The following is a 25,307-nucleotide window of genomic DNA, read 5'->3' as shown; positions in this document are numbered from 1 at the left end:
CTCAGGCGTAGCCCAGCAGCGACTTCACTTCGAGATATTCGAGGAAGCCATGCTCGCCCCATTCGCGGCCATTGCCGCTGCGCTTGTAACCGCCAAAGGGCGCGTGGAAATCGAAGCCGCCATTGATGCTGATCCAGCCGGTGCGCATCCGCCGGGCGACGGCACGACACTGGTCGACATCGGTGCCGCTGACATAGCCGGCAAGGCCGAAATTGCTGTCATTGGCGATCTCGACCGCATGATCGATATCGTCATAACCGATGATCACCAGCACCGGGCCGAAAATCTCCTCGCGTGCGATCACCATGTCGTTGGTGCCGACGAACACCGTCGGCTGCACGAACCAGCCCTTGTCGATCCCCTCCGGCCGGCCAAGGCCACCGGCGATCAGGGTCGCCCCCTCGTCCAGGCCCTTGCGGATATAGTCCTGGATGATGTTGTACTGGCTCTTCGACACCACCGGCCCCATCGCGACATTGCCGGTCGGATCGCCGACCGTCACTGCCTGCGCCGCCGCCTTGGCCGCCGCGATCACTTCATCCATGCGCGATGCCGGCACCAGCAGGCGCGATCCGGCGCTGCAGGTCTGGCCCGAATTGCCCATCATGCCGCCGGTCGCGCCGGCGACATTGGCAGCCAGCGCGTCATCATCCAGCACGATGAAAGCGCTCTTACCGCCCAGTTCCAGCCCGACCCGCTTGATCGTGGTCGCCGCGTCCTTCTGAATCTGCACGCCAACCGGCTCCGACCCGGTGAAGGACACCATGTCGACATCCTCATGGGTCGACAGTGCGGTGCCGATCACGCTGCCGCTGCCCTGGACCATGTTGAACACGCCCGCCGGCACGCCCGCCGTGTCGAGAATTTCGGCCAGGATCTGGGCCGAGAAGGGCGCGAGTTGCGGCGGCTTGAGGATCATGGTGCAGCCGGTCGCCAGCGCCGGGAAAATCTTCACGCAGGTCTGGTTCATCGGCCAGTTCCATGGCGTGATGAGCGCGCAGACGCCGATCGGCTCGCGCGCGATCATCGTCGCGCCATGCGGCTCGTCGAACTTGAACTCGCGCAGCACCTCGATCGCGGTCTGCAGATGGCCGGCGCCCAGCCCGACATGGAAGCCATGGGCGAGCGAGGACGGCGCGCCCATTTCCTCGATGATCGCATCGCCCAGCTCGGTCTGGCGCCGCGCATATTCCGCCTGGATGGCGAGCAGCAGGTCGAGCCGCTGTTCGCGCGTGGTCTGCGACCAGCCGGCAAAGGCCTTGCGCGCGGCGGCCACCGCCTTGTTCACGTCGGCCACGCCGCCGAGCGAGATGGTGCCGGCCACCGCCTCGGTCGCGGGGTTGATGACATCCGCGGTCTTCGGTTCGACCGGGGCGACCCACTGGCCGTCGATATAGAAGTTCCGATAGTCGCGCATGTCCTCACCCGTGCAAAAGAGGGATTATCTTATAAATGGCCGGGCCGGCATGACGCCGGCCCGGAGATCATTTCTTACTGGGTGCCTTCGGCATACCAGGTGCGGAATTCGGCATATTTCGGCATTTCTTCCGAATTGGCCTTGGGGTCGATCACGACATGGACGACGCCCGGCTTGCCGCTGGCATAGGCGCGCGCGATCGCCGGCTTGATGTCCTCCGCGCGGGTCACATATTCGCCGTGGCAGCCAAAGCCCTCGCCGATCTTGTCGAAGCGGACTTCCTTGCTCCAATGGGTGCCGGTTTCTTCGGTGCCCTGGCCGAAGGTGCGCTTGTAGACGCCCACTTCCAGGCCCCACTGATTATCCACGCCGACAACGCAGACCAGCGGCAGCTTGGTGCGCACCGCCACTTCCAGTTCGGCGATATGGAACATGAAGCTGCTGTCGGAGGTCAGCAACAGGCCCGGCCGGCTGACGCCCGTCGCCGCCTTGTCCGCCAGCATCGCGCCAGTGGCATAGGGAATGCCGGTGCCGATATGACCGAAATTCTGGTTCCAGATGACGTCGTTCGGCTTGCACTGGGAGTAGGTCCACTGGAAGATCACGCCGGCGCCGCCGTCGCGGATCAGGATGCCGTCCTTGGGGAAGGCCTCGGTCGCTTCCACCGCCAGACGGGCGGGATGGATCGGCAGGTCGCCGGTGCCATCGCTCTTGGTGCGCGATTCCGCCGCCAGTTCGTCCAGTTCGGCCTGGCCGTCGCGCATGAAGGCTTCCAGCATCGGCGCGGGCGGGCGCGGCGTATCCTTCAGCGCCTCGACCAGCTGCGGCACGACGCCGCGCAGGTCGCCAACCAGCGGCACGTCGATCGGGCGGTTGACGCCGATCGCGGCCGGATCCTGCTCGACATAGATCCACTTGCGGATCGCTTCATTTTTCATCCAGTAGCGCCACTTGCCGAAATGGACGGGCTCGCCCAGTTCGGTGCCCAGCGCCAGCACCAGATCCGACTCCGTGACCGCCTCGATCGACGCCTTGGAGAAGACATATTGGAAGGTGCGGTCTTCCAGCCCCTTGATATAGCTGGTGCCGCCCGAGGTCTGGATCACCGGGCAGTGCATCAGGTCCGCCAGCTCCTTCACCGCCGCGCCCGAGCGCGAGGTGTGGACGCCATGGCCGACCAGCAGGATCGGGTTCTTGGCCGCACGGATCAGGTCGGCCGCTTCCTTGACCCGGTCGATGTCCGCGCCCTGGTTGACCAGGCGATAGCGGTCCGGCGCCAGCGGCGCAGGCAGGTCCAGCTCTTCCAGGATGATGTGGCTGGGATATTCGATATAGACCGGGCCGGGGGTGCCGCCCATCGCCTTGCGAATGCCCTCGCGCACGACCTCGTCGGTCTGGTCGGCATATTCGATCGATGCGGCATATTTGACGCTATTTTCGAACAGCGGCATCTGCTTGACGAACTGGATGCGGCCGCGACGGACGCGCTGTTCGGTGACACGGGCGCGCTGGCCCGACAGGAAGATGACCGGCGAATTTTCGACCAGCGCGCACTGGATCGCGGGCGCCATATTGGCGATGCCCGGCCCCAGCGTGCCGATCGCGACGGCGGGCTTGCCGGTGATGCGCGACGCGGCCTCGGCCATGAAGCCGGCAGCGGCCTCATGATGGGGCGCAACCACGGTCCAGCCGCGCCGTTCGGCCTCCAGGAACATGTGGACGAAATTGGGGTCGGGAATACCGAACAGCGTGTTGATGCCTTCGGCCTCGAACAGGTCCAGCATCCGCTTGTAGACCGGCGTGCCCTTCTTGTCGGTGGCGTTCACGTTGACGGCGGGCTTGGGATCGTCATAGCTCATTTGAGTAACCTCGGTGCGCCCGTACCCATGTACGTGGCTAGGTTGCGGTGGAAATTGGTGATCTTGCGTTCCTGGTGGGGGTTGGGCAGCGGCCCGCGGAAGCCGCGCGACTTCATGCCCTTCTGCACCCATTCCATGTTCGAGAAGTCCTGGGCGAGGACGGCGCCCCAGCCCTCGGCGGTGGCCTCCGTCTCTTCCCATTCGGTCACCGGCACTTCGCCCTCGGGGAAGCGCTCGATCGCGTAGGATTCAAAGATGCACATGTCGGGATCGTCGCCATAGGGACGGGTGCGGTAGCAAAGGGCGAAGGTGATCCCCTGCAGCACCGACATGTTGGGAAAGACGTGCCAGGCAAGCCCCGCCTCGGCCATCACCTCGGGCGGGATTTCCGGCCAGATGACGCCGCGCGCGGCATCGTCCGCCTTGGCGGATTTCAGCCAATGGGCGATGACGTCGCCGGCCGCCGTGCCCTCGGGCAGTTCGTCGACCAGCCGGCTCGCCGCATTGACCAAAGTCTCGGTCGAGGCGGCATAGTTCAGCGTCTCGTAATTCTCGCGGATCAGCTCATAGGTGGAGCGGCGCGGATCGTCGCCCTTGCCGGCGCGGGTGACGCTGCTGCTCTGGCTCATCTGGAAGGCCGGGTCGCGCTGGTCGAAACCGCTCACCCCATGCAGGCCATAGGCCGCGCTATAGGCGTAATAATCGCCATAATCGAGCAGCTGGGTATGGGTGCCCGCGACATGATAAGGCTCCATGAAAGCCTCCAGCGCGGTCTTCCAATTGGCCGGATAGACCACCCATTTGCGCCATTTGTAGCGCATCTTGTCCATTTCGAAGTAGGACAGGATGCGGCCGGCATCGCCCAGGAAATCGATCAGCGGCTCGGCATTGAGGTCCATGTGGATCCAGATCCAGCCGCCCCATGTGTCGATCTTGACGTCCGACAGGCGGGTGCATTCGGCATTGAGCGCGCCCTGCCAGTCCTGCGGGTCGAGAATATAGGTGTTGTTGCCCTCGGTATCGAAGGTCCAGCCATGGAAGCCGCAGACGAAGCTGCGCCGGTTCTTGCCGCGCACCGAATGCACGTTCTTGGGCACATCGACCAGTTGGCGGCCGCGATGCGGACAGACATTGAAGAAGGCGCGCAATGTGTCGGGCGCGGTCCGCACGATGATGATCGACTCATCGCAAATGTCGTAGGTCATCCAGTCGCCGACATCGGGCAGTTCCTCGACCCGCGCCGCCATCTGCCAGACATGGGGCCACAGCTTCTCCTTTTCCGCCAGGGCATAGTCCTTCGACAGGAATGCCTCGGTCGGGTAGGTCAGCGGCTTGGCCAGCGCCTCCACATCGATATTGTCGATCTTGCTCATGGCATCCTCCTGCAACGTCCGCGTTGCCCGCTGGGTACGGCCCGCGAGTCCGCTCGCCGGGTCCGCAAGGACAATATTTTCAACCTGCCTATCGCAACTGGCGGGAGCGCCCCAAGGGAAGAGCGGCGAGCGCTACGAACCATCCCCGGGGCGATCCGGCCCATGGCTCAGGACCGCAATTCCATGCCATCCAGATCGCCCTTCGCGCGCCAGTCCTGCACCAGTTTCTGGAAGGCGCCCCAGCCCGGACCATAGCTGCGGAACAGTGCCCAGGGCGCCTTCACCTGGCCTTCATTGGTGAAATAGCTGGGTGTGCATTCCTGCTGGAAGGCAGTCATGTCGATTTCCATTTCCTCGAAATGGCGGACATAATCCTCCTGCCCCTGCAGGGTGGTCTCGACCACCTTGGCGCCCTTATCCATCACCGTATGGATGATATGGGCGATATGCTCCGCCTGGCGACCGAACTGTTCGGTCACGCTGGCGTTGAGGCCGCCCTGGATATAGCCGATGAAGAACTGGTTGGGGAAACCATGGGTCATGGTGCCGTGCAGGGTGCGCGGGCCATTGGCCCAATGATCGTAGATGGACAGGCCATCGCGCCCCTCCACCGCATCGATGCCCCAGCGGCGCTTCAGCTCGCTCGTCACCTCGAAGCCGCTGGCGAAGATGATGCAGTCGACCTCATATTCGACGCCGCCCGACACGAAGCCCTTCTCGGTGATCTTCTCCAGCCCCTTGCTGTCGGCGACGTCGATCAGCGTGACATTGGGCCGGTTGAAGGTCGGATAGAACTCGTTGCTCGACAGCGGCCGCTTGCAGAGGAAGCGATACCAGGGCTTCAGGGCCTCAGCCGTCGCCTTGTCCTCGACCATCTCGTCGACGCGGGCGCGCAGCCGCTCCATCACGCGATAATCAACCACCTCGCGCTTGGCCATATATTGCTCGATCGACATTTCCGGCCAGCCTTCGGCTTCCAGTTCGGCCGACAGGTTGCGGGCAATCTCGGTCCAGATGTCGCAGATCAGGTCCGGCTCGCCCGGCGCGAAGGATTCCATCGCGGCGCGGTGGAAATTGGCCTGGCGATCGGCCTGCCAGCCGGGCTGCAGCGATGCCGCCCAGTCGGCGTCGGTCGCCGGATTGGGCCGCTCGTCCACGGTCGATGGCGTGCGCTGGATGACATAGAGCTGCTTGGCGTAGCGGCCGAGATAGGGCACCGCCTGGATCGCGGTCGCGCCGGTGCCGATGATGGCGACGCGCTTGTCGGCCAGTTTGTCGAGCACCGGATTGGCGTAGCTACCGCCGCTATAATCATAGTCCCAGCGGGCAGTGTGGAAGATCTTGCCCTTGAAGCTGTTGATGCCGGCGATGCCGGGCAGCTTGGGCATGTTGAGCACGCCGCAGCCCATCACCACGAAGCGGGCCAGCAGTTCGTCGCCCCGGCTGGTGCCGACGCGCCAGCGCTGGATCGTCTCGTCCCATTTCAGCGAGGTGATGAGGGTGTGGAACAATGCCTTGTCGGCGAAACCGAAGCTTTCGGCGATCTGGCGGCAATAGGCCTGGATCTCCGCGCCGTCGGCGAATTTCTTCGACGGCATGAAGCCGGTTTCTTCCAGCAGCGGCAGATAGCAATAGGCGTCATTGTCGCACTGGATGCCGGGATAGCGGTTCCAGTACCAGACGCCGCCGAAGTCGCCGCCATGGTCGATATTGCGGAAATTGGTGACGCCCTGCCTGGTCAGATGATAGCCGGCGAGCAGGCCGGCAAAGCCCGCGCCCAGCACCACGACATCCAGTTCCTCGACGATCGGGTCGCGCGCGACGACCGGCATATGCGGGTCGACGTCATAGCTGTGCGTCGTGTCGTCGGTGGTCGGCTGATATTGCCCTTCCCGGTCGGCGCGCATCCGCTTGTCGCGCTCGGCGCGATATTTCTCGCGCAGGGTCGGGATATCGAATGTGTCAGCCGCAGGCGTCTGCGTCGGCTTGCAGGTCATGACCTCTCCTGGGGATCGCTGTTCTCGCCATTTTGTTAATCAACACATATGTTGACTTGCAATGGCGGAGCGGCGGGCCGGCGCTGTTAGCGCTGTGGCGATCCCTTGGCGGCCTTCTGGCCGCGGCGCTGCCCCGAAAATGGGCAGTCAGCGGGAGAGGTAGTCAGTCGTCAGCTGGCGCGCCGATCAGGCGGCGCGGGCCAGCTTTTCTTCCTTGGCGACCGGGAAGGTCACGACATCGGCCGAAACCGGCTCGGCAGCGGGGGTCAGCGCGGCGATATAACGCTCGGCGGTGACGACGTCCCGGCGATAGGCGAAATAGAGCGAGATGAGCGAAAACATAAGAACCTCAGACAAGAATATTGCTGCGTCGCAGCATCGAGGTTCATCTGGTCCTCCCAGGCTTTTTTCGCAAATGCAAAGGCGCCAAGGCCAGTTGCACGAAACGCCATCGACCGGTTGCGCGCCTTGCAACGGCAACCGGTCGATCGCGATCAGACCCGGCCGGTGACCGGGATCAGCGCGCCGGTGATCGGCGCCGCAGCAGGCGACAGCAGGAAGGCGATCACCCCGCCCAGCGCCTCGGGCGCGACCCAGCGGCTGGCATCCGCGTCGGGCATGTCGGCGCGGTTGGCCGGCGTGTCGATGATGCTGGGCAACACCGCATTCACGCGCACGCCCGCATCCTTCAGTTCTTCGGCCAGCGCCTCGGTCAGGCGCGCGACGCCCGCCTTGGACGCGGCATAGGCGCCCATGCCGGCGGCCGCCTTCACCGAGGCCGCCGCACCAATGTTGACGATCGCCCCGCCGCCATCGCGCAGCAGCGGCAACAAGGCGCGAGTCGCGATCAATGCGGTGCGGACATTCATGCCATAGAGCCGGTCCCAGGTGGCGACCGAGCCATCCTCCACTGTCTCCCAGCTGAAGCCGCCGGCAATATTGACCAGAGCGTCGAGGCCGCCCAGCGCTTCGCCGATCTTCTCGGCTGCGCCAGCCATCGCCTGCTCGTCGGACAGGTCAACGCCGCCCAGCGCCAGGTCGACTTTGTCGGACGGAACCGCGCCCACATCAATGCCCGCCACCGTCCAGCCGGCCGCGCGCAGCACCTGCACCGCCGCCCGGCCCAGCGCACCGGCCGCGCCGGTTACCGCCACCACTCCCGCCATCATCATCCCCTTTCGATAGTCTGCGTCAGATCCCGGACATGCACAGATATTTGATCTCGACATAGTCCTCGATGCCATGGCGCGATCCTTCGCGACCCATGCCCGATTCCTTGATGCCGCCGAACGGCGCAACCTCGGTCGAAATCAGGCCGGTGTTGATGCCGACCATGCCGACCTCCAGCGCCTCGCCCACGCGCCAGGCGCGCGACAGGTCGCGGGTATAGAAATAGCCCGACAGGCCGACCTCGGTGGCGTTGGCCAGCGCGACCGCCTCCTCTTCCGTATCGAACAGGAAGAGCGCGGCGAGCGGCCCGAACGTCTCCTCGTCGGCCAGCTTCATCTCCGGCGTGCAACCGCTGATGATGGTCGGCTCGAAGAAACTATGGCCCAGTGCATGGCGATGCCCGCCACTCACCAGCGTGCCGCCCTTGGCCAGCGCGTCGGCGACATGCTCCTCAACCTTCTCAACCGCCTTCTCGTCGATCAACGGCCCCTGGGTCACGCCCGCTTGCGTGCCCGGCCCGACCTTCAGCTTGGCGACGGCGGCTTTCAGCTTCTCGGCAAAGGCCGGCGCGACGTCGCGCTGCACCAGGATGCGGTTGACGCAGACGCAGGTCTGGCCGCTGTTGCGATATTTGGACGCGATCGCGCCTTCGACCGCCGCATCCAGATCGGCGTCGGCAAAGACGATGAAGGGCGCATTGCCACCCAGTTCCATCGACAGCTTCTTCATCGTCGGCGCGCATTGCGCCATCAGCGTCTTGCCGACCTCGGTCGATCCGGTGAAGCTCAGCTTGCGCACCAACGGGTTGCCGGTCAGTTCCGCGCCGATCACCCGCGACGATCCGGTGACGACGTTAAACACGCCCTTGGGCACGCCCGCGCGCTCGGCCAGAGCGGCCAGCGCCAGCGCGGTCAGCGGCGTCTGGGTCGCGGGCTTCAGCACCATGGTGCAGCCCGCCGCCAGCGCCGGTGCCGCCTTGCGCGTGATCATCGCGGCGGGGAAATTCCACGGCGTGATCGCGGCGACCACGCCGACCGGCTGCTTGATGACGACGATGCGGCTGTCGGCGCGATGGCTGGGGATGATCTCGCCATAGATGCGCTTGGCCTCTTCGCCGAACCATTCGATAAAGCTCGCGGCATAGGCGATCTCGCCCTTGGCCTCGGTCAGCGCCTTGCCCTGCTCGCGGGTCAGGATCATGGCCAGGTCATCCTGATGCGCGATCAGCAGCTCGAACCAGCGGCGCAATATGCGCGACCGCTCGCCAGCCGTCTTCGCCTTCCACTCTGGCAGTGCCGCCTCGGCCGCCTCGATCGCCGCGCGCGTCCCCGCCTCGTCGATCGCGGGAATGCCAGCCAGCCGCTCGTCCGTCGCGGGATCGGTCACGTCGATGCTGGCGGTGCCGATCCACTGGCCGTCGACATAGCATTGTTCGCGCAGCAGGCTGGGGTCGGCAAGGGCTATGGTCATCGGATCACCTTCTTCGGCAGGATGCGGGGCTACGGGCGCAGGGCGCGCCCGCCACTGCGTTCAACGCAGCATGGCCCCATTTCGATGCGAAGGTGGGATGCAGCGCAAGCGGCGTCAACGTGGACAGAATGTCCCCGCCCAAGGATCGACCCCGCGATGCGCGCTATTGGGGAATATGCGGCGCCCGTCGATTGACCAGCGGTCGCTGATAGGAGGGGTCGCTCGCGTCCCGTGCCGGCGCGCCATTGGCATGCAGGTCCGGTATGTCGCCAAAGGGGAGCGGCAGCGTCGGCACAATCCCCGACCATTCGATCATGTTGGTGCGCAGCGCGATCCTCCACTGGTCATCGCGCCGTTCCAGCCGGTCGAGATAGCGCCCGCCGGCGATCCAGTTGCTCTCGTCCCGGTTGCGGCCGACGAACAGATAATAGGTTTCGGCATGGGCACCGTCGCCATCGATATCGATCGTCATGTTGAGCAGATTATGATGGGTCGCCACCTGCCCGCCCTCATGCAGGGCGCTGGCCCAGGCATAGAGCGCATCGGGCGCGCCGACGAAGCTGCCCGCCGCGACGGTGGCGTCATCATGAAAGGCGGACAGGAACAGGGCGCGGTCGAACCGGTCCATGCCCCGGCTGAACCGGGTCAGGCAGTCGACAATGTCCTGCCGGTCGAGCAGCGCGTCGATCCGCGCCTGGCGATCCGCGTCCATCCTATGCCTCCGTCCGTGGGGCGATCGGCTGCCAGATCGGCGCCCCACGCTCGGCCCGCAGCGACGGGATGGTCTTTCCGTCGACATCGGTGATGCCATAATCCCGCGCCAGCTCCGCCGTGATGAAGGTGCCGCCCGATCGCGCCATGATCGCCGGATCGGCCAGCAGCGCGGCGATCACCCGGCCGGGAAATTCGGGCGAGCAGCCGACCAGCGGATTGGTCACGGTCAGCGCCTTCATCGCCGGATTGGCAGCGATGTTGCGCTGCGCCCGCTCGGTCATGGTCAGCCCCTGCCATAGCGAGAGCGAGGCGACACCATGGGGCTGCAACTCGATCGCCATATCGCGCGCCATCCGGTCGACCGCCGACTTGGCGGTGCCGAACACGACGCCATAGGTATAGGTCACGCCGACATAGCCCGATATCGCGACGATCAGCCCCGAACCCTGCGGCACCATCATCTGCGCGGCATGGCGCGCGGCGACGAAGTTGGAGCGCACGCCGACATCGACCATGTCCCAGTTGGACAAGGGTTTTTCCCAGAAGCTGCCCGGCACGGTCAGATCCTCGGGGATCGCAAAGGCGTTGTTGACCAGCAGGTCGAGCCGTCCCTGTTCGCGCTGCACCTGGTCGAACAGGGCCGCTACCTGCGCGTCGTCGCCATGGTCGACCTGTACCGCGATGCCCCGCCCGCGCGCATCGCACTGCGCCGCTGTCTCGCCGACCGTGCCGGGCAGTTCATGGTCGCCCGCATTGACCGTGCGCCCGGTGACATAGACAGTCGCCCCCTGCTCGGCGAGCGCCAGCGCCATCCCCTTGCCGATCCCCCGGCTTGCGCCGGTGACGATCGCGACCTTGCCGTCCAGCGGCTTCATGATCCTCTCCCTCAGTCGGTTTCGCGCGCGAAGAAGCGCACGCTATGATCGCCGTTCGCGCGGCCGGTGAAATGCGGCGCGCTGAATGCCATGCCCATCACGCCCTGGCTCCAGTCGGCTGAGACGCCGATATCCTGCACCCAGTCATAGAGCATGGTGCGCCGCGCGATCCGCCACTGGCCGTCGCGCCGCTCGAAAATGTCGAGATAGCGGCCGCCGATCATGACGTCGCGCTGCGCATCGCCCATGTCGATGCGATGATAGGATTGGACCTGCGTCTCGACCCGCGCCGCGTCGCCCGCCAGGTCGATGAAACTCTGCCCCAGCAGATGCTGGGTGCAGAGGATCGCGTCGGCACCGGGCACCACCCAGGCGAGATAGGCATCGAAATCGCCTGCGAACACGCCATAGTCGGTGCTGCCGTCCGGCCAGCAGCAGGCCCGGATCAGATCGGCGTCGCGCCGGTCCTCACCCCGCGCCAGCCGGGCGAGGCAATCGCGGATCGTCTCCCGGTCCAGCATCGCCTGCAATGGCGTGGCGGCAATATCCATCCGGCCCTCTCCTTCCCGCCCGTCGCGGCGGGCTGTCTGTCCATGGGCCGGTCATAGGCGTGCGCCATGGCGCGTCGCTTGACCAATTCGGACAGGAGAAAGCCGGGCAGCCTCAGCCGCGCGGGGCGAGGCCGGCAATCAGCAGGTCGACCTGCGCCGCCGCGATCGCCTCGGCACTCATCGCGCCCGCCGGATCGCGCCAGCGCGCCGCCCAGTTGAGTGCGCCCGCCAGGGTGAAGGCCGCCAGCTTCACGTCGACCGGGGCGATCGACCCGTCCGCCACCGCGTCGGCGATCAGCCCGCGCATGGCCAGGTCGATGTCGCGCTTGCGCGACCGGAACAGGATCGCCCCTTCGGCCGACAGGCATTCGTCACCCGTCCGCACCACGCAGGCGCCAAAATCATCCATGATCACCGCGCCATAGCGACGCAGGAAATAGACAAGCCGGGCCAGACCACCGCCCTCGCCCGCGCGCGCTTCGTCGGCCGCCGCGCGCAGCATTTCCAGGCCGCGGGTGACGCATTCGATCAGCACCTGCTCCTTGTTGCCCAGATAATGATAGATGGTCGGCTTGCTGATCCCCAGGCTCGCGGCGACATCGTCCAGCGAGGTCGCATGGAAACCGCGCGCGTTGAACATGCGCACCGCCGCGCGCAGCACCGCCTCGCGCTTTTCTTCCCGCTCGCGCGCCTTTTCCTCCCGCGTGCGGAAGGGAGACGGGATCGCCACTGCGCTTTTCGCCGACACCTGCTGTTCCTCCATGCCGCCTGTTGACAAGAAATCGCAACAGGCGCAACCTACTCATGAGTATAGGAGAGACGCAAGGGTTTATGCTGACCGAAATCCAGAGCGCGATTCGCGATACCGTCCGGGATTTCGCCCAGGCGACGATCCGCCCCCATAGCGCCCGATTCGAGGTGGAGGGCGGCTATCCCCGTTCGCTGTTCGAGGAGATGGCCGGCCTTGGCCTGTGGGGCATGACCGCGCCCGAAGCCTATGGCGGCGCGGAGGCTGACTCGGTTTCTTATGCCCTCGCCCTGATGGAACTGGCCGCCGCCGACGGCGCCCTCTCCACCATCGTCTCGATCCAGAATTCGATCCTCGTCTCGGGCCTGCTCAAGGATGGCAGCGAAGAGCAGAAGGCCCGTTTCCTGCCCGATCTGATCGGCGGCCGCACCATCGGCGCCTTCGCCCTCACCGAAAGCGATGCCGGGTCCGACGCGTCGGCCGTGCGCACCCGCGCGGTCAAGGTCGATGGCGGCTGGCGCATCACCGGTGCCAAGCAGTTCATCACCTCCGGCAAGATCGGCGGGCTGGTGATGATCATCGCCGTCACCGATCCCGACGCCGGCAAGAAAGGCCTGTCTGCCTTCATCGTGCCGACCGACCGGCCGGGCTATGCGGTCGACAAGGTCGAGCACAAGATGGGCCAGGGCGCGTCGGACACCTGCGCGCTGCGCTTCGAGGACATGTTCGTCGAGGATGATCTGCTGATCGGCCAGCCGGGCCAGGGCTATCGCATCGCGCTCGCCAATCTGGAGACCGGCCGCATCGGCATCGCCGCTCAGTGCGTCGGCATGGCGCAGGCGGCGCTGGAAATTGCCGTCGCTTACGCCAGGGACCGCAAGAGCTTCGGAAAAGCCATTATCGAGCATCAGGCGGTCGGCTTCCGCCTTGCCGATCTCGCCACCCGACTGGAGGCCGCGCGCCAGCTCGTCCTGTCCGCCGCCGCGATGAAGGACAGCGGCCAGCCGGCCCTGACCCAGGCGTCGATGGCCAAGCTGTTCGCCTCCGAAGCCGCCGAGGCAGTGGTATCCGGCGCGATGCAGACCCTCGGTGGCTATGGCTATCTTGAAGAATTCGGAATCGCGAAAATCTACCGCGATGTCCGCGTGTGCCAGATCTACGAAGGCACGTCGGACATCCAGCGCATGGTCATTGCGCGCAGCCTTTGAAGGAGTATTTCGATGCAGGACGATCCGGTAGTCATTGCGAGCTATGCCCGCACCCCCATGGGCGGGTTCCAGGGCGCGCTCTCGGCGGTCAAGGCGACCGATCTTGGCGCGACGGCGGTCAAGGCCGCGGTCGAGCGGGCCGGCGTCGCCACTGACGCCATCGATCGCATCTATATGGGCTGCGTGCTGCCCGCCGGCCTTGGCCAGGCGCCCGCGCGTCAGGCGGCGCTGGGCGCAGGCCTGGGTCTCAATACCGAGGCGACGACCGTCAACAAGATGTGCGGCTCGGGCATGCAGGCAGCGATCATGGCGCATGAGGCGCTTGCCTCGGGCGCGGCGGATATCGTCATCGCCGGCGGCATGGAGAGCATGACCAACGCCCCCTATGCCCTGCCCAAGCATCGCAGTGGCGCCCGCATCGGCCATGACCGCATCATCGACACGATGATGATGGACGGGCTGGAGGATGCCTATGAACCCGGCAAGGCGATGGGCGTCTTCGCCGAAGAGGCCGTGCGCGACTATCAGTTCACCCGCACCGACCAGGATGACTATGCCATCCGCTCGCTCGACCGCGCCAATGCGGCGATCGGCAGCGGCGCCTTCGTCCGCGAGATCACGCCCGTCACCGTATCGGGCCGGGGCGGCGACACCGTCATCGATACCGACGAACAGCCCGGCAAGGCCCGGCCGGAAAAGATCCCCGGCCTCAAGCCCGCCTTCGTCAAGGATGGCACCATCACCGCCGCCAATGCCTCGTCCATTTCGGATGGCGCCGCCGCGCTGGTGATGACCCGCCAGAGCGTTGCGGAAAAGCAGGGCCTGAAGATCGTGGCGAAGGTCGTCGCCACCGCCGCCCATGCCCATGAACCCGCCAAGTTCACCACCGCCCCGGTGCCGGCTATGCGCAAGCTGCTGGCCAAGGCCGGCTGGTCGGTCGAGGATGTCGACCTGTTCGAGGTCAACGAAGCCTTTGCCGTGGTCGCGATGATCGCCGCCAAGGAACTGGGCATCCCGGCCGACAAGCTCAACGTCAATGGCGGCGCCACCGCGCTCGGCCATCCGATCGGCGCATCGGGCGCGCGCATCGTCGCCACCCTCTTGGGCGCGCTGGAAACGCGCGGCCTCAAGCGCGGCGTCGCCAGCCTCTGCATCGGCGGCGGCGAAGCCACCGCCATGGCCGTCGAACTCGTATAATTCTGCCAGGAGAGGACAGATAATGGATATCAAGGGACTGGCCGCCATCGTCACCGGTGGCGCTTCCGGCCTCGGCCGTGCCACCGCCACCATGCTCGCGGCGCAGGGTGCCAAGGTCGCGATCTTCGACCTCAATGAGGATGCCGGCAAGGCGGTCGCCGCCGAAATCGGCGGGCTCTATGTCGGCGTCAACGTCGCCGACGATGCAAGCGTCACCGCCGGGCTCGACACGGCGGAGGCCGCCCACGGCACCGCCCGCATCCTGGTCAACTGTGCCGGTATCGCCCCGGCCGTGAAGACGGTGGGCAAGGAAAATCTGCCTCATCCGCTCGACACGTTCAGCAAGACGGTGACCGTCAACCTGATCGGCACCTTCAACATGATCTCCAAATTCGCCGCTCGCGCGGCAGCGGCCGAGGAGATTGACGGCGAGCGCGGCGTCATCGTCAACACCGCCTCGGTCGCGGCCTATGACGGCCAGATCGGCCAGGCGGCCTATTCCGCGTCGAAGGGCGGCGTGGTCGGCATGACCTTGCCGATCGCCCGCGATCTGGCGCAGCATAAGATCCGCGTCATGACGATCGCCCCGGGCATCTTCCTGACCCCCATGCTGGAGGCCTTCCCCCAGCATGTGCAGGATGCATTGGGCGCGCAGGTGCCCCACCCCAGCCGCCTCGGCAAGCCGGCCGAATATGCCCAGCTGGTCGAATCGATCGTCCGCAACCCGATGCTGAATGGCGAGGTGATCCGCCTCGACGGCGCCATCCGCATGGCGCCGCGCTGATGAGCGGGGCGGGCAGCGATGGCGTGGCGCTGGCGATCGCCGACGGCATTGCCCGGATCACGCTCGACCGGCCAGCGGTCGGCAATGCGATCGACCTGCCGCTCGCCCGCGCGCTGCTCGACGCCGCGATCCGCTGCGAGGGCGATCCGGCGGTCCGCTGCGTCGTCCTCACCGGCAATGGCAAGCTGTTCTGCTCGGGCGGCGATGTCGCGCTGATGGGCGGCGCGGGCGCGCAGCTGCCCACCGTCCTCAGCGAACTTATCGCCACCTTCCACGCCGCCGTCACCCGCCTCGCTCACATGGCCAAGCCGCTGGTGACGTTGGTGAACGGTCCGGCGGCGGGCGCGGGCTTCAGCCTCGCCATATTGGGCGATGTCGTACTGTCGGCACGCTCGGCCCATTATACCGCAGCCTATGGCGCGATTGGCCTGACCGCCGATGGCGGGCTCAGCTGGCTGCTGCCGCGCCTCGTCGGCCTGCGCCGCGCGCAGGAGATCATCCTCACCAATCGCCGCATCAAGGGCGAGGAAGCCGAAGCCATCGGTCTCGTCACCCGGCTGGTCGATGATGACGCGCTGGAGGCCGAAGGGCTGGCTCTCGCCGCCCGCCTCGCCGATGCGCCCACCGCCGCCTATGGCGCCGCCCGCACCCTGCTGCACGACAGTTTCGATACCGGTTTCGAGACCCAGCTCGACCGTGAATTGCGATCGATGGCGATCGCCGGCGCCGGTGAGGCGCAGGAGGGGCTTGCCGCCCTGCTCGCCAAGCGTCCCCCCAATTTCAGAGGAGCCTGACCCATGGCCGAGGCCTATATTGTCGATGCCGTCCGCACCGCCGGCGGCCGCGCCCGCAAGGGCGGGCTGATCGACGTCCATCCCGCCGATCTGGGCGCCACCATTCTCAACGCGCTGGTCGATCGCACCGGCATCGATCCCGCCGCCATCGAGGATGTGATCGTCGGCTGCGTCAGCCAGGCGGGCGAACAGAGCTTCGCCTTCGGCCGTAACCTCGTCCTCGCCTCAAAACTGCCCGACAGCGTGCCGGCCGTGACGATCGACCGGCAATGCGGCTCCTCGCAGCAGGCGCTGCATTTCGCGGCACAGGCGATCCTGTCCGGCACCCAGGATCTGGTCATCGCCGCCGGCGCCGAAAGCATGACCCGCGTGCCGATGGGTTCCAACTTCCAGCTCCACGCCGCCGCCGGCCTGGGCGACGGCCCCTGGCCCAAAAGCATCCAGAAACGCTATGGCGTTGCCGAATTCAGCCAGTTCCACGGCGCCCAGGCGATCGCCGACAAATATGGCTTCACCCGCGAGGATATGGACGCCTATGCGCTCGCCAGCCACGCCAAGGCGGCGGCCGCGATCGACAGCGGCGCCTTCAAGGCGGAGATCGTCCCCGTCCTGACTCCCGAAGGGATTTTCGACACCGACGACGGGGTGCGCCGTGGCGGCACGATGGAGGCGATGGCCAGCGTCAAGACGCTGGAGGAAGGCGGCACCATCACTGCCGCCAATGCCAGCCAGATGACCGACGGCGCATCGGGCGTGCTGGTGGCAAGCGAAGCGGCGATCAAGCGCTTCGGCCTCACCCCGCTTGCCCGCATCGTCAACCTGACCGTCACCGCCGGCGATCCGGTCATCATGCTGGAGGAGCCGATCCCGGCGACCCGCAAGGCGTTCGAACGCTCGGGCCTGAAGCTCGACGATATCGACCTGTTCGAGGTGAACGAGGCTTTCGCCTCCATCCCCATGGCCTGGCTCAAGGCGATCGGCGCCGATCCGGCCAAGCTCAACGTCCATGGCGGCGCGATCGCGCTCGGCCACCCGCTCGGCGCATCGGGCACCAAGCTGATGAGCACGCTCGTCCATGCGCTCAAGGCACGGGGCAAGCGCTATGGCCTGCAAACCATGTGCGAAGGCGGCGGCATCGCCAATGTGACGATCGTGGAGGCACTGTGATGGCTTTGAAGACGCGTTTCACCGAATTGTGCGGCATTGAGCATCCGATCGTGCAGGGCGGCATGATGTGGGTCGGCCGCGCCGAACTGGCCGCCGCCGTCTCCAATGCCGGGGGCCTGGGCATCCTGACCGCGCTCACCCAACCGACGCCCGACGACCTGCGCCGCGAGATCGACCGCTGCCGGACGATGACCGACAAGCCGTTCGGCGTGAACCTCACCATCCTGCCCTCGGTCAATCCGCCGCCCTATGCCGAATATCGCCAGGCGATCATCGACAGCGGCGTGAAGATCGTCGAGACCGCCGGCCACAAGCCGCAGGAACATGTCGATGATTTCAAGGCGCATGGCATCATCGTCGTCCATAAATGCACCGCCGTCCGCCATGCCCTCTCGGCCGAGCGGATGGGCGTCGACGCCATCTCGATCGACGGTTTCGAATGCGCCGGCCATCCCGGCGAGGACGATATTCCCGGCCTCATCCTGATCCCGGCGGCGGCCGACAAGCTGAGCATCCCGATGATCGCCAGCGGCGGCTTCGGCGACGGCCGCGGTCTCGCCGCCGCGCTGGCGCTGGGTGCCGAGGGCATCAACATGGGCACCCGTTTCTGCGCCACGGTCGAGGCGCCGATCCACCAGAATGTGAAGCAGTTCCTGGTCGACAATGACGAGCGCGGCACCAACCTCATCTTCCGCAAGTTCAAGAATACCGGGCGCGTCGCCAAGAACAGCGTGTCGGACGAGGTGGTCGAAATCTCGCTGCGTGAAGGATCGGTCTTCCCCGACATCCAGCCTTTGGTGTCCGGTGCCAAGGGCCGGGTCGCGCTCGAAACCGGCGATCTCGATGCCGGCCTGATCTGGGCCGGCCAGATTCAGGGCCTGATCCACGACATTCCGACCTGTCAGGAGCTCATCACCCGCATCGTCGACGACGCCACCACCATCATCCAACGCCGCCTTGCCGGCTTCGTCACGCCGGAACTCGCGCCGGTAGGCTAAAGCGAAATTTGAGGGAGAGGCCGCACCGCTCCCTCAATCATATCGGATGATTTCTGCAAAACGGGAGGTCGATGGATCGCGGCTTGTGTCCAGATCGACCGAGAGCAGGGTAGCGCCGCACTGTTTCGTAATCTGACCAACCTGCTCGATCAGGGTGGCTATATCTTCTGCGGATTCGGGCACCCGCAATTTCGGATAGAGGAAACCACCTTCGCCGTCGGCAAGATTGACAGCTTCCATTGGCGCCTCTCCGATAGCCCTGTCCTACTCGCCGCGTCTCTGATCTATCCTCGACGATGGATCGCACCACTGCCCCCTTGATTCCCACCGAGCATTCGTGCCCCAACCGAAGCGTGGGCGGTGCATGGCTGTCGCTTATCCGGCGCGGCGTCATGACCCGAATGGGGCGTCATCCTGACCCGAATGTGACCCGATCGTCGCGTCGGTGGGGCGTTGCCGGGGCATTTGCGGCGCATTCGGCCCATTTTGCCGCACGACACTATATACTTTGCCCGGTGGAGCGCAGGTGTGACCTAATCCTGCGCGAGCAGCAGTGCCGCATAGCGCGGCAATGCCACCCCCGACGCCGCATCGCCGATCGCCGCGACAATATCGCCGCGCCCGTCCACCTCGATCGGCCAGGGCGCGGGCGTCGGCGACAGGTTGAAGATGCAGGTCAGGGCCTGATCCTCTGCCACCCGGCGGAAGGCCAGGCACTGGTCGTCGGCACGCATGATATCCAGGCGCCCATGGCGCAACGCCGGGTTCGCCTTGCGCAGCGCGATCATCGCGCGGGTGAAGTGGAGCAGCGAGGCGGGGTCGCCCTCCTGCGCCGCCACCGCCCGCGCGACATTCTCCGCGCCCAATGGCAACCAGGGCTCGCCATCGGTGAAGCCGGCCTGCGCCGCATCGACCGACCAGGGCAGCGGCGTGCGTGCACCGTCGCGCGACAGGGTCAGCGGCCAGTTGGCGATCGCCTCGGGATCCTGCAACTTCTCGAACGGGATATCGACCTGGGTGATGCCCAGTTCCTCGCCCTGATAGAGGATGACATTGCCGCGCAGCGCCATCAGCAGCAGCATCTTGAGCCGGGCGAAGACGGGCTGATCCTCCGGCGCGCACCAGCGCGACAAGGCGCGCGGCGCATCATGATTCTCGAACGCCCAGCTCGGCCAGCCCATGCCCGGTTCGTCCGGCCAGCGCGCCAGCGTATCGGCGATCAGGCCAGGGGTCAGCGCCGGGGCATAGAGGAAGTTGAAGCCATAGGCGCTGTTGAGGTGATCCTCGCCCGCCGTATAGGCCTTCATCTCCTGCTCGGCGAGGTCGCCGCCCACCTCCGCCACGGTGAAGATCGCGCCATAACGGTCGGTGAGGTCGCGGATGCGCGCGACGAAATCGACCACGCCGGGATGCGACTGGCTGTAGCGGCGAATCTGATAATCGAACGGCCGGGTGCGCGGCCCTTCCCCCTCGGGCGCGGGTGGATTGTCACGCAATTCCGGGTCGTGCATCGCATGGTTGAGCGCATCGAGGCGAAAGCCGTCGACGCCGCGGTCCAGCCAGAATTGCATTGCGCCCAGCAGCGCATCCTGCACTGCGACATTATGGACGTTGAGCTGCGGCTGGCTGGTCAGGAACTGGTGCATATAATATTGGCCGCGCCGCGCGTCCCAGGTCCAGGCCGGGCCGCCGAACACCGACTGCCAGTTGTTGGGCGGGGTGCCGTCCGCCCTGGGGTCGGCCCAGACGAACCAGTCCGCCTTGTCATTGTCCCTGTCCTGCCGGCTCTGCGCGAACCAGGGGTGCCGGTCGGAACTATGGGCATAGACCTGGTCGATCGTGACCTTGATCCCCAGTTCATGCGCGCGCGCCACCAGCGCGTCGAAATCGGCGAGCGTGCCGAAGATCGGGTCCACCCCGCAATAATCGGCGATATCATAGCCGAAATCGCGCATCGGCGAGGGAAAGAAGGGCGAAATCCAGATTGCGTCGACACCCAGCCGGGCGACATGCTCCAGCCGCGCGGTGATGCCCGGCAGGTCGCCAATGCCGTCGCCGTTCGAATCCTGAAAGCTGCGGGGATAGATTTGATAGAGGACCGCGCCCTTCCACCAGAGCCGATCGCCTGCATCACGACTGTCGGGAGCCATCTGCGCCACCCCATGTCCCAAGCCTGCGGCGCATCGTGCCGCAGCACCAGTCTACACGGCGGCGCGCGCAGGTGAAGAACTATGTTGCGAGTGCGAAAAGATCAGGGCGTGTGCCGGGATCGCGCCACGCTGGAGATCAGCTGGTTGATGACGCACTCATCCTGCGCGGCGGATGCACAAATGCCGCACAGCCAGTCCAGACACCGAGCCAGAAATGCCATGGCCCTCTCCTTCTTCTTTATGCGCGCAGAATAACAGGATTCGCGGGCATGGAAAAGCGGGAGAAGAGGGCGGATCGGCGCCTATTGGTCGGCGCCGATCACCCGGTAGAGCAGGATGCGATTCTGCACCGCCGCCAGCTCAGTCGCGATCGCGGACTGCTGCGCGCTGTAAAGCGAACGCTGGCTGGTCAGCGAATTGAGGAAGGTGTCGATACCCGCGCGATAGCGCTGGTCCGCCAGCGCATAATAACGCTGGTTCGCCGTCACCAGCGCCTGCTGTGCCGCCTGCTGCCGGTCGATCGTGCCGGCCCGCGCCAGCCCGTCCGACACTTCCTGGAAGGCGGTCTGGATCGCCTTCTCATATTGCGCGACATAAAGGTCGCGCTGCGCCTTGCTATAGTCCAGATTGCCGCGCGCCGCCCCGCCAAAGATCGGCATGCTGGCGGATGGCGCCGCCGACCAGGCAAAGCCGCCATCGCTGAACAGCGAGGACAGGGCAGAGCTGGCCACGCCGATCGCCGTGGTCAGGCTGATCTTGGGGAACATCGCCGCCCGCGCCGCGCCGATATCGGCATTGGCGGCTTTGAGCTGATGCTCCGCCTGCAACACATCGGGTCGCTGCAACAGCACGTCGGAGGAGAGACCGGCAGGCACCTTCGCGGTCGACTGCAACAGGCTGTCGAGCGATTGCGGCAACAGCGCATCCTCGACCGGCGCGCCGACCAGCAGTTCCAGCGCGTTGCGATCCTGCGCCACCTGGGTGAGATTCGCCTCGATGTCGGAGCGCGCCTGCTCGACCGTGGTTTCGGCCTGATGCACGTCCAGCTTGCCGGCCAGACCCGATGTGTTGAGCGTCTGCGTCAGTTTCAGGCTACGCTCGGCGCTCGCCAGCGTCTGGCGCGACAGCGCCAGCAATTCCTGGTCCGCCGCCATCGTCGCATAGACGTTCGCGGTCTCGGCGATCAGGGTGATGCGGGTCGACCGCACCCCTTCCTGCGTCGCCAGATAGGATTCCAGCGCCGACCGGGTCAGATTCTTGACCCGGCCGAACAGATCGATCTCGAACGCGCTGAAGCCGACATCGGCGCTATAGCTGTTCTGCCGATTGTCATTCTGGCGGCTGAAGCTCGCTGCCGCGTCTCCCGTGATCGTCGGCAATTGCGCCGCCCGCTCGACCTTATATTGCGCCCGCGCCGACTGGACATTGGCCAGCGCCACGCGCAGGTCGCGATTATTGGCCAGCGCCCGATCGATCACGGTCTTGAGCCGGGTATCACCGATCAGCGCGGTCCAGGGCAGGCCGGCGGGTTCGGCACTGGCCGGGGCATAGGCCTCACCCGTGGGGAAGGCCGGCGCCACTGGCGTTTGCGGCCGGACATATTTGGGCGCCATGTCGCACCCGGCCAGCACCAGCGCCGACAGCGGCATCATCATCCATGCAGCGCGGGTCATGCGGGCACTCCGTCCACGGGCGGTTCCTGGGCCGGCGGCTCGCCACCCGGCTTCTTCTTGTCCATGCCGAACAGGCGGGCGATCGAGACGAAGAAGAGCGGCACATAGAAGATCGCCAGCACCGTCGCCGTCACCATGCCGCCGACCACCGCCGTGCCGATCGCGACGCGGCTCTGCGCGCCCGCGCCGGTGGCGATGGCGAGCGGAATGACGCCCGCGATGAAGGCCAGGCTGGTCATCAGGATCGGACGGAAGCGCAGCCGCGCCGCCTCCAGCGCCGCTTCCAGCGCATTGCGACCATTGCGATGCGCCAGTTCGGCAAACTCGACGATCAGGATCGCATTCTTCGCCGCCAAACCCATGGTGGTCAGCAGGCCGACCTGGAAGAAGATATTATTCTCCAGCCCGCGCAGCGTCACCGCCAGCACCGCACCGATCAGGCCGAGCGGAATGACCAGCAGCACCGACAGCGGGATCGACCAGCTTTCATAAAGGGCCGCGAGGCACAGGAAGACCACCAGCACCGACAGGCCATAGAGCAGGGGCGCCTGTCCGCCGGACAATTGCTCCTGATAGCTGAGGCCGCTCCAGGCATAGCTGGTGCCGGCCGGCAACTGCTTCTGCAGCGCCACCATCCGGTCCATCGCGTCACCCGAGCTGGCACCCGGCGCCGACTGGCCCTGGATCTCGAAGGAGGACAGGCCGTTGAAGCGCTGCACGCTGCTCGGCCCCATCACCCAGTGGCTGGTGGCAAAGGCGGAGAAGGGCACCATCTCGCCGGTCGTGCTCGACCGCACCATCCAGTTGTCGAGATCGCTCGGCAAGGCGCGATAGGGGGCGTCGGCCTGCATATAGACGCGCTTCACTCGGCCGCGATCGACGAAGTCGTTGACATAGGTGCTGCCCCAGGCGGAGCTGAGCACATCGTCGACATTGGCCTGGGTCAGGCCGAGCACGGTCAGCTTCTCGGTATCGATGTCGATCTTGAGCTGCGGCGTGTCCTCCAGCGAGGCCGCCCGCACGCCGGCCAGAACCGGATCCTGCTGGGCAGACGCGATCAGCTGGTTGCGCAGCTCCAGGAAGCGCTCGCGGCTGAGGCCACCGCTGTTCAGCAGTTCGAAGGTGAAGCCGTTGGACTGGCCGAGGCCTCGGATTGCCGGCGGCGTCATCGCCAGCACCTTGGCATCACGGATCGCGCCCAGCTGCTTGGTCGCCCGGTTGGCGATCGTGCCGGCCTCGTTCGTCTTGCCCTTGCGGTCGTCCCATGGCGCCAGGTTGATGAAGCCCTGGCCGACATTCTCGCCCTGCCCCTGGAAGCTGAAGCCGGTCATGATGAAGGCGAAGGCGACATTATCCTTCTCGTCATTGAGGAAATAGCTCTGCACCTGGTCGATCGCCGCATTGGTGCGGCTCGACTTGGCGCCGGACGGCAGCGTGACCTGCACCATCACCTGGCCCTGATCCTCGACCGGCAGGAAGCTGGTGGGCAGGCGCATGAACAGCACGATCAGCACCGCCAGCACCAGCACATAAAGGCCCCAGAAGATGCCCCGCTTGCCGATCACGCCCTGGGTGCGACGGACATAGCCATTGGTCAGCCGCTCGAACCAGCGGTTGAACTTGCCGAACCAGCCCTTCTCGCGATGCGCCTTGTCGATCGGCTTCAGGATGGTGGCGCACAGGGCCGGCGACAGGATCAATGCGACCACGACCGACAACAGCATCGACGACACGATCGTGATCGAGAATTGGCGATAGATGACGCCGGTCGATCCGCCGAAGAAGGCCATGGGCAGCAGCACCGCCGACAGCACCAGCGCGATGCCGACCAGCGCACTGCCAATCTCCATCATCGACTTGATCGTGGCGTCGCGGGGCGACAGCCCCTCTTCCTCCATGATGCGCTCGACATTTTCCACCACGACGATCGCGTCGTCGACCAGCAGGCCGATCGACAGCACCATGCCGAACAGGGTCAGCGTGTTGATCGAATAGCCGAACAGGGCAAGGATGCCGAACGTGCCGAGCAGCACGACCGGCACCGCGATCGCGGGCACCAGCGTCGCGCGCCAGCTCTGCAGGAAGACGAACATCACGATGACGACCAGCACGACCGCCTCGATCAGCGTCTGCACGACTTCCTCGACCGACAGCTTGATGAAGGGCGTGGTGTCGCGCGGATAGACGATCTTGTAACCGTGCGGCAGGTTGCCGCCCAGTTCGGCGACGCGCGCCTTCACCAGCTCCGCGGTCTTGAGCGCGTCGGCGCCCGGCGCCAGCTGCAACGCCATGCCCGATGCCGGATGGCCGTTGAGGCGCGCACTGGTGGTATAGCTTTCATTGCCCAGTTCGACGCGGGCAACGTCGGACAGGTGGACGACCGACCCGTCGCTCTGCGTCTTCACCACGATGTTGCGGAACTGGTCCGGCGTTTCCAGGCGCGCACGCGCCGTAACGGTGGCGTTGATCTGCTGGTTCGCCGGTGCCGGATCGGCGCCGATCTGGCCGGCCGACACTTCGATATTCTGCGCCTTGATCGCGGTTTCGACGTCCGACGGCATCAGCTTGACCGCGGCCAGCTTATAGGGGTCCAGCCAGATGCGCATCGCATATTGCGACCCGAAGATCTGGGTCGCGCCGATGCCGTCGATACGGGCGATCGAATCCTGGAAATTATTGACCAGATAGTCGGCAATGTCCGCCTGGGTGGCATTGTCGGTCTCGTCATAGAGACCCACCAGCATCAGGAAGTCGGTCTGCTGCTTGGTGACCGACAGGCCCTGCTGCTGCACGGCGCTGGGCAGGCGGCTCAGCGCCTGCTGCACCCGGTTCTGCACCTGCACCTGCGCGGTGTCGGGATCGGTGCCCTTCTGGAAGGTGACGGTGATGCGCGACTGCCCCGTCGATGTCGACGAGGAGGAGAAATACATGAGGCCGTCGATGCCGGTCAGCTGCTGCTCGATGACCTGGGTGACGCTGGTCTCGACCGTTTCGGCCGACGCGCCCGGATAGGTGGCGCTGATGCCGACGCCCGGCGGCGCGATATCAGGATATTGGGCGACCGGCAGCGACAGCATGCCGCCCAGACCCGCCAGCATGATGCCGATGGCGATGACCCAGGCAAAGATCGGCCGGTCGATGAAAAAGCGGCTCAGCACCCGG

Annotated in this window: 21 protein-coding genes; 6 read left to right on the top strand and 15 right to left on the bottom strand. The window is 65.8% G+C overall.

Annotated features, from left to right (window positions below; genetic code table 11):
- Position 1: 1 nt before the first annotated feature.
- The 11 genes from N6H05_RS05255 to N6H05_RS05205 form a co-directional block, all read right to left on the bottom strand.
- Positions 2 to 1,417 carry an aldehyde dehydrogenase family protein gene (locus N6H05_RS05255; RefSeq protein WP_284112972.1) on the bottom strand — a complete coding sequence of 472 codons (1,416 nt, stop codon included), beginning with the start codon at positions 1,415 to 1,417 and terminating at the stop codon, positions 2 to 4.
- A gap of 74 nt (positions 1,418 to 1,491) precedes the next feature.
- Positions 1,492 to 3,276 carry a thiamine pyrophosphate-binding protein gene (locus N6H05_RS05250; protein WP_284112971.1) on the bottom strand — a complete coding sequence of 595 codons (1,785 nt, stop codon included), beginning with the start codon at positions 3,274 to 3,276 and terminating at the stop codon, positions 1,492 to 1,494.
- Positions 3,273 to 4,649, bottom strand: coding sequence for an aromatic ring-hydroxylating oxygenase subunit alpha (locus tag N6H05_RS05245; RefSeq protein WP_284112970.1), 1,377 nt, complete (start codon positions 4,647 to 4,649; stop codon positions 3,273 to 3,275). The genes N6H05_RS05250 and N6H05_RS05245 overlap by 4 nt, the downstream gene beginning before the upstream one ends.
- 167 nt (positions 4,650 to 4,816) lie before the next feature.
- Positions 4,817 to 6,646 (bottom strand): flavin-containing monooxygenase, encoded by a 1,830-nt coding sequence (locus N6H05_RS05240; RefSeq protein WP_284112969.1) that lies wholly within the window; start codon positions 6,644 to 6,646, stop codon positions 4,817 to 4,819.
- A 186-nt stretch (positions 6,647 to 6,832) separates the two neighbouring features.
- Complete coding sequence (locus tag N6H05_RS05235) at positions 6,833 to 6,988, bottom strand: hypothetical protein (protein ID WP_004209077.1); 156 nt, start codon at positions 6,986 to 6,988, stop codon at positions 6,833 to 6,835.
- Between the two features lie 152 nt (positions 6,989 to 7,140).
- On the bottom strand, positions 7,141 to 7,818 hold the full coding sequence (locus N6H05_RS05230) for an SDR family NAD(P)-dependent oxidoreductase (protein ID WP_284112968.1): 678 nt from the start codon (positions 7,816 to 7,818) through the stop codon (positions 7,141 to 7,143).
- A 19-nt stretch (positions 7,819 to 7,837) separates the two neighbouring features.
- The gene (locus N6H05_RS05225; protein ID WP_284112967.1) at positions 7,838 to 9,286 is read right to left on the bottom strand and encodes an NAD-dependent succinate-semialdehyde dehydrogenase; all 1,449 of its coding nucleotides are present in this window, start codon (positions 9,284 to 9,286) and stop codon (positions 7,838 to 7,840) included.
- Positions 9,287 to 9,449: 163 nt separating this feature from the next.
- Positions 9,450 to 9,998 carry a nuclear transport factor 2 family protein gene (locus N6H05_RS05220; protein WP_284112966.1) on the bottom strand — a complete coding sequence of 183 codons (549 nt, stop codon included), beginning with the start codon at positions 9,996 to 9,998 and terminating at the stop codon, positions 9,450 to 9,452.
- 1 nt (position 9,999) lies between these two features.
- Complete coding sequence (locus N6H05_RS05215; RefSeq protein WP_284112965.1) at positions 10,000 to 10,875, bottom strand: SDR family NAD(P)-dependent oxidoreductase; 876 nt, start codon at positions 10,873 to 10,875, stop codon at positions 10,000 to 10,002.
- An 11-nt stretch (positions 10,876 to 10,886) separates the two neighbouring features.
- Positions 10,887 to 11,426 carry a nuclear transport factor 2 family protein gene (locus N6H05_RS05210; protein WP_284112964.1) on the bottom strand — a complete coding sequence of 180 codons (540 nt, stop codon included), beginning with the start codon at positions 11,424 to 11,426 and terminating at the stop codon, positions 10,887 to 10,889.
- Between the two features lie 112 nt (positions 11,427 to 11,538).
- On the bottom strand, positions 11,539 to 12,174 hold the full coding sequence (locus tag N6H05_RS05205) for a TetR/AcrR family transcriptional regulator (RefSeq protein WP_284114172.1): 636 nt from the start codon (positions 12,172 to 12,174) through the stop codon (positions 11,539 to 11,541).
- Between the two features lie 83 nt (positions 12,175 to 12,257).
- Here N6H05_RS05205 and N6H05_RS05200 point away from each other — a divergent pair, with 83 nt between their 5' ends.
- Genes N6H05_RS05200 through N6H05_RS05175 form a run of 6 tightly spaced genes read left to right on the top strand, consistent with a single transcriptional unit; the run spans position 12,258 to position 18,322 of the window.
- Positions 12,258 to 13,382: an acyl-CoA dehydrogenase family protein gene (locus N6H05_RS05200; RefSeq protein ID WP_284112963.1), complete on the top strand. Its 1,125-nt coding sequence runs from the start codon at positions 12,258 to 12,260 to the stop codon at positions 13,380 to 13,382.
- A gap of 12 nt (positions 13,383 to 13,394) precedes the next feature.
- Positions 13,395 to 14,579, top strand: coding sequence for an acetyl-CoA C-acyltransferase (locus N6H05_RS05195; RefSeq protein ID WP_097384870.1), 1,185 nt, complete (start codon positions 13,395 to 13,397; stop codon positions 14,577 to 14,579).
- Positions 14,580 to 14,601: 22 nt separating this feature from the next.
- Positions 14,602 to 15,363, top strand: coding sequence for a 3-hydroxyacyl-CoA dehydrogenase (locus tag N6H05_RS05190; RefSeq protein ID WP_284112962.1), 762 nt, complete (start codon positions 14,602 to 14,604; stop codon positions 15,361 to 15,363).
- Positions 15,363 to 16,157, top strand: a complete 795-nt coding sequence (locus tag N6H05_RS05185; RefSeq protein WP_284112961.1) for an enoyl-CoA hydratase/isomerase family protein — start codon at positions 15,363 to 15,365, stop codon at positions 16,155 to 16,157. Before N6H05_RS05190 ends, N6H05_RS05185 begins: the two co-directional genes overlap by 1 nt.
- A gap of 3 nt (positions 16,158 to 16,160) precedes the next feature.
- A complete protein-coding gene (locus N6H05_RS05180; protein WP_284112959.1) occupies positions 16,161 to 17,324 on the top strand; it encodes an acetyl-CoA C-acetyltransferase in 1,164 nt (387 codons plus the stop codon).
- Positions 17,324 to 18,322, top strand: a complete 999-nt coding sequence (locus N6H05_RS05175) for an NAD(P)H-dependent flavin oxidoreductase (protein ID WP_284112958.1) — start codon at positions 17,324 to 17,326, stop codon at positions 18,320 to 18,322. The genes N6H05_RS05180 and N6H05_RS05175 overlap by 1 nt, the downstream gene beginning before the upstream one ends.
- A gap of 33 nt (positions 18,323 to 18,355) precedes the next feature.
- Here N6H05_RS05175 and N6H05_RS05170 read toward each other — a convergent pair whose 3' ends face one another.
- The 4 genes from N6H05_RS05170 to N6H05_RS05155 all read right to left on the bottom strand — a co-directional run bounded on the left by N6H05_RS05170 (position 18,356) and on the right by N6H05_RS05155 (position 25,303).
- The gene (locus N6H05_RS05170) at positions 18,356 to 18,562 is read right to left on the bottom strand and encodes a hypothetical protein (RefSeq protein ID WP_284112957.1); all 207 of its coding nucleotides are present in this window, start codon (positions 18,560 to 18,562) and stop codon (positions 18,356 to 18,358) included.
- Positions 18,563 to 18,855: 293 nt separating this feature from the next.
- Positions 18,856 to 20,472 (bottom strand): alpha-amylase family glycosyl hydrolase, encoded by a 1,617-nt coding sequence (locus tag N6H05_RS05165; RefSeq protein ID WP_284112956.1) that lies wholly within the window; start codon positions 20,470 to 20,472, stop codon positions 18,856 to 18,858.
- A 302-nt stretch (positions 20,473 to 20,774) separates the two neighbouring features.
- Positions 20,775 to 22,145 (bottom strand): efflux transporter outer membrane subunit, encoded by a 1,371-nt coding sequence (locus N6H05_RS05160; protein WP_284112955.1) that lies wholly within the window; start codon positions 22,143 to 22,145, stop codon positions 20,775 to 20,777.
- Positions 22,142 to 25,303 (bottom strand): efflux RND transporter permease subunit, encoded by a 3,162-nt coding sequence (locus N6H05_RS05155; protein WP_284112954.1) that lies wholly within the window; start codon positions 25,301 to 25,303, stop codon positions 22,142 to 22,144. Before N6H05_RS05155 ends, N6H05_RS05160 begins: the two co-directional genes overlap by 4 nt.
- Positions 25,304 to 25,307: the final 4 nt, after the last annotated feature.

It is taken from the genome of Sphingobium sp. WTD-1 (assembly GCF_030128825.1).
Taxonomy (GTDB): Bacteria; Pseudomonadota; Alphaproteobacteria; order Sphingomonadales; family Sphingomonadaceae; genus Sphingobium.
The sequence above is the reverse complement of the archived record's forward strand: the minus strand, read 5'-3'. Positions and strand labels throughout refer to the sequence as shown.